A 12,428-nucleotide genomic window follows, 5' to 3' on the forward strand; every position below is an offset into this window, starting at 1 on the left:
ACCAGAACGACCCCACCAGCACCACGACCCACGAGGAGCACACCGTGCAGACCGTCATCAACGTGTCCGGAATGACCTGCGGCCACTGCGTCACCGCCGTCACCGAGGAGCTCACCGCCCTGGAGGGCGTCCAGGCCGTCGACGTCGACCTCGTCGCCGGCGGGGTCTCCCCCGTGACCGTCACCGCCGGGCGCGAGCTGAGCCCGTCCGAGCTCCAGGAGGCCGTCGAGGAAGCGGGGTACAGCATTGCCTGAGACCCGCACCCCCGTCCCGGCCGAGGTCGCGGGGCCGCTGCGCACCCTCGAGCTCGGCATCACCGGGATGACCTGCTCCTCGTGCGTGGCCCGGGTCGAGAAGAAGCTCGGGAAGCTCGAGGGCGTCGACGCCTCCGTGAACCTGGCCCTGGAGACCGCGACCGTCCACGCCCCCGAGGCCGTGAGCGACGAGGAGATCCTGCGCACCGTGGAGAACGCCGGGTACGGGGCCGTCCTGCAGGGCGGGTCCGCCCCGGGCGGCTCCGCCGGGCCCTCCGGCGCGGCCGGGGACGACGACGGCGGGGCGCGGCCCGGCCCCGACGCCATGGCCCGGGTGGCCGGGCGCGAGGCGTCCTCGCTGCGCTCCCCCGAGTCGCTGCGCCGCCGGCTCGTGGTCGCCGCCGCGCTGTCCGTGCCGGTGTTCGCGATCTCCATGGTCCCGGGGCTGCAGTTCCCGCACTGGGGCTGGGTGGTCGCGGTCCTGAGCCTGCCGGTCGTCACGTGGGCGGCCTGGCCCTTCCACCGCTCGGCGGCCGTCAACGCCCGGCACCTGACCTCCACCATGGACACCCTCGTCTCCATGGGCGTGTCCGCCGCCTACCTGTTCTCGCTGTGGAACCTGCTGCGCGACCCGGACATGACGGCCGGGGCGATGCTCGGCCACGCCATGGACATGAGCGGCCACCAGCTCTACTTCGAGACCGGCGCGCTCGTCACCGCGTTCCTGCTGCTCGGGCGCTGGCTCGAGGCCCGGGCCAAGGCCCGCTCCGGCGAGGCGCTGCGCGCCCTGCTGGAGCTCGGCGCGAAGGACGCGGTCGTGCTGCGCGACGGGCAGCAGGTGCGGGTGCCCGCGGAGGCCCTGCGCCCGGGCGACCGGATCCTGGTGCGCCCCGGGGAGAAGATCCCCACCGACGGCACGGTCCTCGAGGGCCGCTCCGCCGTGGACACCTCCCTGCTCACCGGCGAGTCCCTGCCGGTCGAGGTCGCCGAGGGGGACACGGTCACGGGCGCGACCGTCAACACCACCGGCCGGCTCGTGGTCGAGGCCACCCGCGTGGGCGCCGACACGACCCTGGCCCAGATGGGCCGGATGGTCTCCCGGGCCCAGGCGACCAAGGCCCCCGTGGCCCGGCTGGCCGACCGCATCTCCGGGGTCTTCGTCCCGGTCGTGCTCGTGCTCGCCCTGGCCACGCTCACCGGCTGGCTGCTGCTGACCGGGGACGTGCACGCCTCCTTCGTGGCCGCCGTCTCCGTGCTCGTCATCGCCTGCCCGTGCGCGCTGGGCCTGGCGACCCCCACGGCCCTGCTCACGGGCACGGGCCGCGGGGCCCAGCTGGGGATCCTCATCAAGAGCGCCGAGGTGCTCGAGGACACCCGCACCGTCGACACCGTGGTCCTCGACAAGACCGGCACCGTCACCAGCGGCCGGCTCGCCGTGGCCGCCGTGACCCCGCTCTCCGCGTGGTCGAAGGACCAGGTCCTGGACCTCGCGGCCTCCGTGGAGGACTCCTCCGAGCACCCGATCGCCCGCGCGATCGCGGCCGCGACCCCGCACCGCTTCCCCGTCTCCCGCTTCGTCTCCGCCCCCGGCGGCGGCGTGCGCGCCCACGTGGCCGACGGCATGCACTCGCGCTCCGTCGTCGTCGGGCGCACCACCTGGCTCGCGCAGAACGGGATCCGGCTCGACGACACCCAGCAGGAGGCCCTGCGCCGGGCGCAGGGCGGCGGGTTCACCACCGTCCTCGTGGCCGTGGACGGGGCGCTGGCCGGGTTCGTGGACCTCGCCGACACCGTCAAGGACGGTGCCCGCGAGGCCGTGGACCGCCTGCGGGAGCTCGGGCTGCGCCCGATGCTGCTGACCGGCGACAACGGGCCCGTGGCCCGGGCCGTGGCGGCCGAGGTCGGCATCCCCGCCGGGGACGTCGTCGCGGACGTCTCCCCGGAGGGCAAGGTCGCGGTGGTCCGGGACCTGCAGGACGAGGGCCGCGTGGTGGCCATGGTCGGCGACGGCGTCAACGACGCCGCGGCGCTCGCCCAGGCCGACCTCGGCGTGGCGATGGGCTCCGGCACGGACGCGGCCATCGAGGCCGCGGACCTCACGATCGTGCGCGACGACGTGCGGGCGGTGCCGACGGCGATCGCGCTCTCCCGCCGGACCCTGGCCGTGATCAAGTCCAACCTGTTCTGGGCGTTCGCCTACAACGTGGTGGCCATCCCGGTGGCCGCCGCCGGGCTGCTCAACCCCGTGGTCGCCGGCGCGGCCATGGCCTTCAGCTCCGTGTTCGTGGTGCTGAACTCGCTGCGGCTGCGCGGCTTCGGCCGCTGAGCCGGCTCCCCGCCGCGGCGGGGAGCCGGAGGGCCCGCCGCGGCAGGAGGTCTCCTGTCGCGGCGGGCCCTCCGCCGTGGGCGGCCCGGCCCGCCGGGCACGGCACGACGGGCCGGGGCCTCAGGCCGTGCCCGGGTTGACGGGGCTGTCCTCCTCGGTGTCCAGCTCGGGCAGGGACGCCTTGTGGTCCTCCTGGGCGACGTCGCCGGCGTCGTCGTCCGCGGAGCGCTCGGGGTGCTCCGCGAGCCGGTGCTCGACCTGCTCCTCGAACTCGCCCTCGCCCTGGGCCGGCTGTGTCGGCTGATCGCTCATGCGTGGCTCCCGTCTCGTGGCTGTGCGGCGCACGCCCGCGGCGGGCGCCTCCGTGCCGGCCGATCCTACCGGTGGGACGCGCGCACCGGCCAGAAACGGGACCGGTGGGATCCGGGTCGGGAGCGGCGGGCGCCGGACCACCGCGCCCGGCGCGGAGGGTGCGGGCCCGCCGGATCAGGAGCGGGGGGCCGCGGGACCGTCGTCGGGGGTGCCGGGGCCGCGGCCGAGGAGGTCCTCGCCCTCGGTGTCGGGGCGCACCCGGCGGCCGAACTCGGCCTCGCCGTCGCGGCGGGCGGCCGCCTCGCGCTGGCGCCGGGCCTTGGCCTCGGCGTAGAGCCGCGCGGAGGAGCGGTTCACGCCGGTGCCCTGGCCCAGGCTCGGGTCGTTGGGCCGCTCGACGATCATCAGGGTCGCGCTGACCACGACGGTCGCGATGAACGCGATGCCGGCGGCGATGAGGGCCAGGTCCAGGCGCAGCGCGTTGTCGGTGCCGCCGGTCGCGAAGATCGCCACGGCGGCGAAGGCGACCACGGCCATCACGGTGGAGAGGATGAGCGGTCCCTTGACGTCGGCCCGGGAGCCCTTGCGCTGTGCCACTCGTCCTCCTTCGGGAAGGTGCTGCTGGGGTGGGGTGCCGCGGGGATCCGGCCCGCGCGGCGCGGCCGGCCCCGACCGGGGTCCGGCCCGCGGTGGTCCAGTCTACGCCGTCCCGGTGGGGGCCCGTCCCCGGCGGTCCTCGTGGCGCAGGGTCAGCGCGGCGAGCAGGTGGGTCACGCCGATCACGATCGCGGAGCCGCCGACCACGCCGAACAGGGCCTTGGGGCCGAGGTCGACGACGAGCACGAGCCCGGTCGCGGCGAGGACCGTGGCGAGCCCGGCGATGGTCCAGTCCCGGCCCAGGGGGAAGTCCGTGCGGTGCTTCAGGCCCAGGGCGAGCTCGGTGAGCCCCGCCAGGCCCATGACCGACCCGGCGTAGAGGACCAGGCTCGCGGGGTCCTCCGCGCCGAGGGCCGTGAGGACGCCGCCGACGAGGTAGAGCACCCCGTAGGACTGGGGGATCTGGCGGCCGGGCCCGAGGTCGACGGCGTCGTTGCCGTTGAGCCGCAGCTGCAGCAGGACGCTCGCCGCCCCGGTCGCGGCCAGGTACAGGCCCGTGCCCCACGCCACGGCGGTCATCCCCGGCTCCTGCCAGAAGATCGTCACGGCCCCCAGCACGAGGGCCGCGAGCGCGCGCACCAGCGTGGGCGCGAACAGGTCGCGGTGGATGCCGGTGCTCGGGTCGGGCTGCACGGATCGGGCCTTTCGGGAGGGTGCGGGGAGGGGCGGAGCGCCCCGGCCAGTCTAGCCACCGGGGCGGGGCCCGCCCGCCCCGGGTCCGCCGGGAGCCCGGCCCCCCGGGCACCTCCCAGCGCACCCCCGGCCCGTGCCCAGGAGGGCCGCGCTCAGGCGGCGCCGGAGGGACGGGCCAGGACGCCGGCGAGGACCTCGAGGGCGTCCGGCAGGGCGTCGTCCCCGGCGGCGTCCCCGCTCGCCCCGAAGCCGACGACGACGCCGCGGCGGGAGCCCCGGGATCCCTCGGCCCAGTAGGTGCCCAGCGCCGCGACCCGCACCCCGGCGGCGGCGGCGCGGTCGACCACGTCCTGCTCCTCGAGCGGGACCTCGCCGGTGAACTCCAGGACGGCGTGCAGCCCGCCGTCCATGGGCACGGCCCGGACGCCGGCCGTCCCGGCCAGCGCGGCGGCGAGCAGGTCCCGGCGGCGCCGGTACTCCCGGCGCATCCGGGCGGTGTGCCGGCGCAGCCCGCCCGCGGCGAGGAACCGGGCCAGGGCGTCCTGGGCCACGGCCGAGGCGGGGTTGCCGAGGTCGGTGCGCAGCCGCAGCAGCTCCTCCCGCAGCGCGGGCGGGGGCAGCAGGTAGCCGACGCCCAGGCCGGGCGCGAGGACCTTGGTGAAGGAGCCGAGGGTCGCCACGTGCCCGCCGTCGTCGGCCCCCGGGGCGCGGTCGAGGGCCGCGAGCGCCGGGAGGGGCTCGCCCACGTAGCGCAGCTCCGAGTCGTAGTCGTCCTCGACGACCAGGGCCCCGTGGGCGCGGGCCCAGCCGAGCAGCTCGAGCCGGCGGGCCGCGGGCATGGACGCGCCCAGGGGGTACTGGTGGCTGGGGGTGACGACCACCGCGTCCGGGGCCCGCTCGACCTCCCAGTCCCCGGCCGCCCCCCAGGCGCCGGCGGGCAGCCGGGCGGGGTCGAGGCCGTGGGCGTCGAGGGGCACGGGCAGCACCTCGTGGCCCAGCCGCTGCGGGACCCGGCGCAGGGACGGGTAGCCGGGGTCCTCGACGGCCACGCGCAGCGGGCGCCCGGCGCGCCCGTGCAGCACGGCCAGCAGCAGCTGGAGGCCGTCGCGGGCACCGGTGGTCACGAGCAGGTCCTCCGGGTCGCGGACCACCCCGCGCATCAGCCGCAGGTGCTCGGCGATCTGCTCCCGCAGCGCGGCGGAGCCCTGCGGCGGGGGCGGGGCGGCGCCGGCGGCCGCCGCGGCGGCGTCGCGCCACGCGGCCCGCCACGCGGGGGTCGCCAGGCGGGCGGTGTCGGGGCGCCCGGGGGTGAGGTCGATCATCGGCCGCTCCCGCCGCGGCCGGGCCGCCCGCACCGGCCGGGCGTCGGCCGTCCCGGCCGGGGGCGCCGGTGCCGCCGGGCGGGCGAGGTCGGGGTGGACCACGGTCGCCTCGGTGGTCGCGTGCAGGTAGCCCTCCCCGTGCAGCTGGTCGTAGGCGGTGACCACCGTGCCGCGGGAGACGCCCAGCCGGGCGGCCAGCCCGCGGGTCGGGGGCAGGGGCTCCCCAGGGCGCAGGGCCCCGGAGACCACGAGCTCGCGCAGCTGCCGGACCAGCTGGGCCGGCAGCGGGACCAGGTCGGAGCGGTCGAGCCGCAGCGGCAGTTCGGCGCCGTGGGGGTGCCGCACGTGCGCCTCCTGTCGTCGTCGTCCGCCCTCTTGGTCCACCGGATTCTACGCCCGGTGGACCTGTCGGTGGACCAGTGGGAGGCCCGACGATGGGGTCCATGACCGATCTGCAGACCTCCCCTGCCCAGCCCCTCACGGGCTCCCCCCTCGTCAAGCGCGGCCTGGCCGACATGCTCAAGGGCGGCGTCATCATGGACGTCGTCACCGCGGAGCAGGCGCGCATCGCCGAGGACTCCGGGGCCGTGGCCGTCATGGCCCTCGAGCGGGTGCCCGCCGACATCCGCGCCCAGGGCGGCGTGGCCCGCATGTCCGACCCGGACCTCATCGAGGCGATCGTGGACACCGTCTCGATCCCGGTGATGGCCAAGGCCCGCATCGGCCACTTCGTCGAGGCCCAGGTGCTCGAGCACCTCGGCGTGGACTACATCGACGAGTCCGAGGTGCTCTCCCCCGCCGACTACGTCCACCACATCGACAAGCAGCGCTTCACCGTGCCGTTCGTGTGCGGGGCGACCAACCTCGGCGAGGCCCTGCGCCGGCTGGCCGAGGGCGCGGCCATGATCCGCTCCAAGGGCGAGGCCGGCACCGGTGACGTCTCGGAGGCCACCAAGCACATCCGCACCATCCGCGGCCAGATCGCCGAGCTGCAGGGCCTGTACCGGGCCGCGCCGGACGCGCTCTACGTCAAGGCCAAGGAGCTCGCCGCGCCCTACGACATCGTCCTCGAGGTCGCCCGGACCGGGAAGCTGCCCGTGGTGCTGTTCACCGCCGGCGGCGTGGCCACCCCGGCGGACGCGGCCATGATGATGCAGCTCGGCGCCGACGGCGTGTTCGTGGGCTCCGGGATCTTCAAGTCCGGCAACCCTGCCGCCCGCGCCCAGGCCATCGTCAAGGCCACCGCCTTCTACGACGACCCCGAGAAGATCGCCGAGGCCTCCCGCGGGCTCGGCGAGGCCATGGTCGGGATCAACGTGGCCGACCTCCCGGCCCCGCACCGGCTCGCGGAGCGCGGCTGGTGAGCTGCGCGCCCCGGGTCGGGGTGCTCGCCCTGCAGGGCGGGGTCGCCGAGCACGCCGCGATGCTGCGGGGCCTCGGCGCCGAGCCCGTGCTCGTGCGCACTCCGGAGCACCTCGCCGGGCTGGACGCCCTCGTGCTGCCCGGCGGGGAGTCCTCCACGATGGACCGGCTGCTGCGGCTCTTCGGGCTGCGCGAGCCGCTGCGGGCGGCGGTGCTGGGCGGGCTGCCGACCCTGGGCACGTGCGCGGGGCTGATCCTGCTCGCCGCCGCGATCGAGGACCCGGCCCCCGGCCAGCGCGGCCTCGAGGTCCTGGACGTCACGGTCGCCCGCAACGCCTTCGGCCCGCAGGCCGCCTCCGAGGAGACCGTCCTGGCCTGGGGCGAGGAGCGGGCCCCGGTGCGGGCGGCGTTCATCCGGGCGCCGGTCGTCACCCGCACCGGTCCCGGCGTGGCGGTCCTGGCCCGTCACCGCGGGCAGGTCGTCGCGGTCGCGAGCGGCAGCGTGCTCGGGATCTCCTTCCACCCGGAGCTCACCGGGGAGACCGCGGTCCACGAGCGGCTGCTGGCCCTGGCGGCGGGACGGCGGGCCGCCGCGGCCTGAGCACGGGCCGCGCACCGCACGCACGGGGCGGCCCCGGGAGTCCTGTCCGGACCCCGGGGCCGCCCCGTGCGTCGCGGGCCGGGCGCTCAGTCCTTCCGGCGGGAGGGCACGACCATCACGGGCCCGCGCCCGTCGTTGAGCACGGCCTGGGAGACCGAGCCCATGAGCAGCCCCCGGAAGCCGCCGTAACCGCGGGAGCCGACGACGAGCAGCGCCGCCGGGCGGCCGGCGTCGACGAGCCGCTCGGTGGGCGCGCCCGAGAGCACCGCCGTGGTCACGTCCAGCCCGGGGCGGTCCGCGCGCACCGCGGCGGCGACCTGGTCGACCATCGCCTGGGCCGGGCCCACGAGCTGCTCGCGCACGGCCCGGTCCAGGTCGGCGGAGGCCGTGGGCATGCTCAGGGCCTCCGGGATCACCGTGAGCAGGACGAGGCCGAGCCCGTGGTCCTCGGCCCAGCGGGCGGCGGCCTGCACGGCGGGGTTGTCCCGGCCCAGCCGGTCCACGCCCACCACCACGCGCCCGTCGAAGGCCGTGCCCGGCCGCGGCGCCGCCCCGGGGTCCCAGCCCTCCGGCAGCACCACGACGGGGCAGGCGGCGTGCGCGGCGACCGCCGCGGAGACGGAGCCGAGCCGGCCGCGCACGCCGTGGCGGCCGCGGCGGCCGACGGCGAGCACCGCCGCGCCCCGGGACTCCTCGACGAGCACCCCGGCGGCGTCCCCGCGCTCCACGACCGCGACCGCCTCGACACCCTGCTCCCGGGCCCGGCCCACCGCCGTGGCGGCGACCTTGTCCGCCTCCTCCTCGATCGCCTCCAGGAAGGGCCCGTACAGGCTCGGGTCCACGGCGACCGGCCGGCCCATGGACACGACCACCCGCAGCGGCGCCGCCGTGGCGGCGGCCTCGCGGACGGCCCAGTCGAGGGCGCGGTCGCTGTTCTCGGAGCCGTCGTAGCCGACGACGATCTGCGCTGCCATGGCCAGGGGACCTCCTGAGGGTCGAGGGGCGGATCAGGCCGGGTGCGAGGGGACGACCATCACGGAGCCCGTCGCGTTCTCGAGCACCGCCTGGGAGACCGAGCCCAGCAGCAGCCCGCGGAACCCGCCGATGCCCCGGGAGCCGACCACGACCAGCTCGGCGGAGTCGGTGGCGCGCATGAGGATCCGCGCCGGGCGGCCCACGAAGATGTGGTGCTCGACCTCGAGCTCGGGGTGCTCCGCGGCGATCTCGCGGGAGATCTCGGCGAGCTTCTGCTCGGCCTCGTGGAAGTAGCGGGCCTGGTTGAACTCGTCCTGGAACCAGGAGGGCGTGCCGGACAGGGCGCCGTTGACCGAGACGAGCGCGAGCTTGCTGCCGTGGCCCCGGGCGTACTCGACCGCCTGCCACAGGGCCGGGTTGCGGGCGCCGAGGGCGTCGAGGCCCACGACCACGCGCCCGGAGAAGTCGATCTCGTCGACCTTGACGGGACCGTTGGGCTCGAGGGCCATGTCCCCGCCGCCGCCGTGCCGGGCGGGGCGGTCCTCGGAGGCCTCGGGGACGATGATGACGGGGCACTTGGCGTGGGCGGCCACGGCCGCCGAGACCGAGCCGAGCCGGCCGCGCAGGGCGCCGCCGCGGCCGCGCTTGCCCATGACCACGAGGGCGGCGCCCTCGGACTGCTCGACGATCGCCTTGGCGGCGTCGCCGCCGGCCTCGACGGTCTCGGCCTGCACCCCGGCCTGCTGGGCGAGCTCGCGGGCCTCCGCGAGGTGCTCGGCGTTCTCCTTCGTCACCGCCTCGGTGAAGCGCTGCTCCAGGCCGGGGTCGCCCACGCCGATGACCGGGTAGGCGCCGACGAGCCGGACGGGCAGCTCGAGCGCACGGGCCTCCTCGAGCGCCCGCTGGAGGGCGTGGCGGGCCTGGTCGGAGCCGTCGATGCCCACGATCACGGCGGAGGTCTGGTTGTTGTCGCGAGGCGCAGTAGTCATGGTCGCATCGTAGGTGATCCGCGCTACGTTCCCGGTCCGGATGCGCCGTTGTTACCGGTCCGGTCAGCGGGCGGCGGCGGTCAGCCACGCGTCGGAGCGGGCGCGCAGGCCGAGGGTGAGCGCCCGGGCCCCCATGTAGCCGCCGGCGTAGGCCGTCCACAGCCACACGAGGCCCGCGGTCCCGTCCCCGCCGCGGGCGGCGACGAGGCCCAGCAGCGGCAGGTAGAGCACGAGGTTGAGCACCCCGGCGAGGGCGAGGTAGCGGGCGTCGCCGGCGCCGATGAGCACGCCGTCGAGGACGAAGACGTAGGAGGCCAGCGGCTGGCCGACGGCGACGACGACGAGGGCCGCCGCGAACAGCGCCTGCACCGCGGGGTCGGGGCTGAGCAGGAAGCCCAGGCGGGTCCCGACCAGTGCCACGAGCACGCCCGTGACCACGCCGAAGCTCAGCCCCCACAGCACGAGCCGGTCCATCAGCTCGCGCACCGCGCGCCGCCCCGCCGGGTCGCGCAGGTCCCGGGCCCCGGTCTCGCGGCCCAGCAGCGCCTGCGCGGCGATCGCCAGGGCGTCCAGGGCGAAGGCGAGGAAGTTGAAGACGGTGAGCACGAGCTGGTGCGCGGCGAGGTTCTCGGCCCCCTGGCCGGTGACCACGAGCAGGGTGGTCACGATCGCCACGCGCAGGGAGACGGTGCGCAGCATCAGCCACGACCCCACGGTCAGGTGGGCGCGGACCCGGGCCGGGCTCGTGGCGGCCCCGACCCCCTCCGCCCGGGCCAGCCGCACGACGATGCGCAGGTAGGCCAGGGCCATGGCCCACTGCACCGCCGAGGTGCCCAGGGCGGCGCCCGCCACCCCGAGGCCCGCCCCGTGGACGAGCACGAGGTTCAGCCCGGCGTTGGCCGCGGCCCCCACCCCGGCGATGACCAGCGGGGTGCGGGTGTCCTGCAGGCCTCGCAGCACCCCCGTGGCGGCGAGCACGAGCAGCATCGCGGGCAGGCCCGGCAGGGACCAGAGCAGGTAGGTGACGGCGTGGTCGAGCACGGCCCCGCTCGCGCCCGTGGCCGCGAGCAGCGGCCGGCCCAGCACCGCGCCGGCCCCGGCGAGGAGCACGCCCAGCCCCGCGGCGACCCACATCCCGTCCCGGCCCACGGCGAGCGCCTCCCCGAGCCGGCCGGCGCCGAGGTGGCGGGCCACCGCCGGCGTCGTGGAGTAGGCCAGGAAGACCATCAGCCCCACGACCGTCTGCACCACGGTCGCCGCGACACCGACGCCGGCGAGCTGCGGGGTGCCGAGGTGGCCGACGATCGCCGAGTCGGCGAGCAGGAACAGCGGCTCGGCCACGAGCGCGCCGAAGGCGGGCACGGCCAGGGCCAGGATCTGCCGGTTGAGACCGCGGGGGCGGGAGGTGGTGGTCACCGGACCAGGCTAGCGACCCGCCCCGACCCCGCCTCTCCCCCGCCCCCGAGCGCTCCTCCCGCGGGATCCCCCGCCGGCCGCGGGCCCCCACGCCCGCGGCGGGGCCGGCGCGAGGCCGCGCGGCGGCCGGGGGATCCCGCGGGAGGGGCGGGAGGGGGTCACAGGCCGCGGAGGCGGTCCGTCTCCCGGCGGTCCTTCTTCGTCGGCCGGCCCGCGCCCCGCTCGCGGCGGGGCACGGCCGCGTGCAGGGCCGGCGTGCGGGGCGGGCTGCGGTCCACGTAGGCCTGCGCGGCCACGGGCGCCCCCACCCGCTTGGTCAGAAGCCGCACGACCTCGAGCACCTGCTCGTGGCCGGGCCGGCGCACGCTCACCCGCTGGCCCGGCCGCACCGGCTGGGCGGCCTTGACCGAGGTCCCGTCGATCTTCACGTGCCCGGCCCGGCACGCCGCGGTGGCGGCGGAGCGGGTCCTGAACACGCGCACCGCCCACAGCCACACGTCCACGCGCACGGTGGCCGGCGCCTCCGTCGTCGTCATCTCGCCTCCGTCCCCGAAAGTGGTGCACGCCACAGCGGGCACCGGATTGCCCATACACTGAAGCACATTCACCGGCCGGCCGCGGCCCCCGCCCGGTCCGCCACCGCCCGACGGAAGGACAGTTCCATGACCAGACCCGCACAGCGCCGGACCCGCGGGACCCTGTCCCTGCTCGCCGTCTCCGCGCTCGCGCTCAGCGCCTGCGCCGGCGGCGGCGGGGAGGAGGAAGGCGGCGGCGAGGCCGGCGGCGGGGAGGTGCAGCTGATCAACGAGGGCACCCTCACGGTCTGCTCGGACATCCCCTACCGCCCGTTCGAGTACACGGAGGACGGCGAGACGGTCGGCTTCGACGTCGACCTGGTCAACGCGATCGCCGAGGACATGGGCGTGGAGACCGAGTTCATCCGCACCTCGTTCGAGGGCATCCAGTCCGGCGTGGCCCTGGACTCCGACCAGTGCGACCTCGCGGCCTCGGGGATGACCATCAACGAGGAGCGGGAGTCCGTCATGGACTTCTCCGAGCCCTACCTCGACGACAACCTGGCCCTGCTCGTGACCCCGGACTCCGGCATCCAGGGGGTCGGCGACGTCGCCGGCAAGCGCATCGGCGTGCAGCAGGCCACCACCGGCGAGGCCCAGGCGCAGGAGAACGGCGCCGAGGTCGTCCAGTACGAGGACTCGGCGCTGATGATCCAGGGGCTCAACACCGGCGACGTCGAGGGTGTGATCGGCAACATCTCCGTGATGGGCCCGGCCATCACCGACAACCCGGACCTGCGCCTGGTCGAGGAGATCGAGACGGGCGAGCAGCTGGGCCTGGCCGTGAAGACCGGCAACACCGCGCTGCTGGAGCAGGTCGACCGGTCCCTGGCCACCATGAAGGAGGACGGCAGCCTCGCCGAGCTCGAGGCGAAGTGGCTTGGCACCGGCGAGGCCGCCGGCGGCAGCACCGGGGAGCCCACCGGCGCGAGCACCGCCGACCCGGGGGCCACGGCGGAGCCCACCGCCGGCTGAGCCGCCCGGCCCGGGCCGCCCGGGTGTGAGC

13 protein-coding genes are annotated in these 12,428 nt (G+C 76.7%); 5 read left to right on the forward strand and 8 right to left on the reverse strand.

The window, feature by feature from the left end:
- Nucleotides 1-44 precede the first annotated feature (44 nt).
- Both AS188_RS01725 and AS188_RS01730 read left to right on the forward strand, forming a co-directional pair.
- Nucleotides 45-254 (forward strand): heavy-metal-associated domain-containing protein, encoded by a 210-nt coding sequence (locus AS188_RS01725; RefSeq protein ID WP_083529150.1) that lies wholly within the window; start codon nt 45-47, stop codon nt 252-254.
- Nucleotides 255-321: 67 nt separating this feature from the next.
- On the forward strand, nt 322-2,580 hold the full coding sequence (locus AS188_RS01730; protein ID WP_112255019.1) for a heavy metal translocating P-type ATPase: 2,259 nt from the start codon (nt 322-324) through the stop codon (nt 2,578-2,580).
- A gap of 120 nt (nt 2,581-2,700) precedes the next feature.
- Here AS188_RS01730 and AS188_RS01735 read toward each other — a convergent pair whose 3' ends face one another.
- From AS188_RS01735 to pdxR, 4 genes are all read right to left on the reverse strand, one after another.
- Complete coding sequence (locus AS188_RS01735) at nt 2,701-2,892, reverse strand: hypothetical protein (RefSeq protein ID WP_058857394.1); 192 nt, start codon at nt 2,890-2,892, stop codon at nt 2,701-2,703.
- 174 nt (nt 2,893-3,066) lie between these two features.
- The gene (locus AS188_RS01740) at nt 3,067-3,489 is read right to left on the reverse strand and encodes a hypothetical protein (RefSeq protein WP_058857395.1); all 423 of its coding nucleotides are present in this window, start codon (nt 3,487-3,489) and stop codon (nt 3,067-3,069) included.
- A gap of 102 nt (nt 3,490-3,591) precedes the next feature.
- A complete protein-coding gene (locus tag AS188_RS01745; RefSeq protein WP_083529151.1) occupies nt 3,592-4,182 on the reverse strand; it encodes a hypothetical protein in 591 nt (196 codons plus the stop codon).
- A 152-nt stretch (nt 4,183-4,334) separates the two neighbouring features.
- Entirely contained in the window at nt 4,335-5,849 is a 1,515-nt protein-coding gene (pdxR, locus tag AS188_RS01750) for a MocR-like pyridoxine biosynthesis transcription factor PdxR (RefSeq protein ID WP_058857396.1), read from the reverse strand.
- A 98-nt stretch (nt 5,850-5,947) separates the two neighbouring features.
- Here pdxR and pdxS point away from each other — a divergent pair, with 98 nt between their 5' ends.
- Together pdxS and pdxT are read left to right on the forward strand one after the other, a co-directional pair.
- Nucleotides 5,948-6,868 carry a pyridoxal 5'-phosphate synthase lyase subunit PdxS gene (gene pdxS, locus AS188_RS01755; protein WP_058857397.1) on the forward strand — a complete coding sequence of 307 codons (921 nt, stop codon included), beginning with the start codon at nt 5,948-5,950 and terminating at the stop codon, nt 6,866-6,868.
- Nucleotides 6,865-7,467 (forward strand): pyridoxal 5'-phosphate synthase glutaminase subunit PdxT, encoded by a 603-nt coding sequence (gene pdxT, locus AS188_RS01760; protein WP_058857398.1) that lies wholly within the window; start codon nt 6,865-6,867, stop codon nt 7,465-7,467. The genes pdxS and pdxT overlap by 4 nt, the downstream gene beginning before the upstream one ends.
- Nucleotides 7,468-7,553: 86 nt before the next feature.
- Here the strand turns inward: pdxT and AS188_RS01765 are convergent, their stop codons facing one another.
- The 4 genes from AS188_RS01765 to AS188_RS01780 form a co-directional block, all read right to left on the reverse strand.
- A complete protein-coding gene (locus tag AS188_RS01765; protein WP_058857399.1) occupies nt 7,554-8,441 on the reverse strand; it encodes a universal stress protein in 888 nt (295 codons plus the stop codon).
- A gap of 33 nt (nt 8,442-8,474) precedes the next feature.
- Nucleotides 8,475-9,431 (reverse strand): universal stress protein, encoded by a 957-nt coding sequence (locus tag AS188_RS01770; protein WP_058857400.1) that lies wholly within the window; start codon nt 9,429-9,431, stop codon nt 8,475-8,477.
- Between the two features lie 63 nt (nt 9,432-9,494).
- Nucleotides 9,495-10,847 carry an MATE family efflux transporter gene (locus AS188_RS01775; protein WP_058857401.1) on the reverse strand — a complete coding sequence of 451 codons (1,353 nt, stop codon included), beginning with the start codon at nt 10,845-10,847 and terminating at the stop codon, nt 9,495-9,497.
- Nucleotides 10,848-11,005: 158 nt separating this feature from the next.
- A complete protein-coding gene (locus AS188_RS01780; RefSeq protein ID WP_058857402.1) occupies nt 11,006-11,383 on the reverse strand; it encodes an RNA-binding S4 domain-containing protein in 378 nt (125 codons plus the stop codon).
- A gap of 126 nt (nt 11,384-11,509) precedes the next feature.
- Between AS188_RS01780 and AS188_RS01785 the strand changes: the two genes are divergently transcribed.
- Nucleotides 11,510-12,397: an ABC transporter substrate-binding protein gene (locus tag AS188_RS01785; protein WP_058857403.1), complete on the forward strand. Its 888-nt coding sequence runs from the start codon at nt 11,510-11,512 to the stop codon at nt 12,395-12,397.
- The last annotated feature ends 31 nt before the right edge of the window (nt 12,398-12,428 follow it).

It is taken from the genome of Kocuria flava, assembly GCF_001482365.1.
Taxonomy (GTDB): Bacteria; Actinomycetota; Actinomycetes; order Actinomycetales; family Micrococcaceae; genus Kocuria; species Kocuria flava.

Bases quoted from the DNA above. Each gene is read 5' to 3' on its own strand.
- AS188_RS01765 (WP_058857399.1), bottom strand. From the start codon at position 8,441: ATGGCAGCGCAGATCGTCGTCGGCTACGACGGCTCCGAGAACAGCGAC.
- AS188_RS01735 (WP_058857394.1), bottom strand. From the start codon at position 2,892: ATGAGCGATCAGCCGACACAGCCGGCCCAGGGCGAGGGCGAGTTCGAG.
- AS188_RS01780 (WP_058857402.1), bottom strand. From the start codon at position 11,383: ATGACGACGACGGAGGCGCCGGCCACCGTGCGCGTGGACGTGTGGCTG.
- AS188_RS01785 (WP_058857403.1), top strand. From the start codon at position 11,510: ATGACCAGACCCGCACAGCGCCGGACCCGCGGGACCCTGTCCCTGCTC.
- pdxS (WP_058857397.1), top strand. From the start codon at position 5,948: ATGACCGATCTGCAGACCTCCCCTGCCCAGCCCCTCACGGGCTCCCCC.
- AS188_RS01770 (WP_058857400.1), bottom strand. From the start codon at position 9,431: ATGACTACTGCGCCTCGCGACAACAACCAGACCTCCGCCGTGATCGTG.
- AS188_RS01730 (WP_112255019.1), top strand. From the start codon at position 322: ATGACCTGCTCCTCGTGCGTGGCCCGGGTCGAGAAGAAGCTCGGGAAG.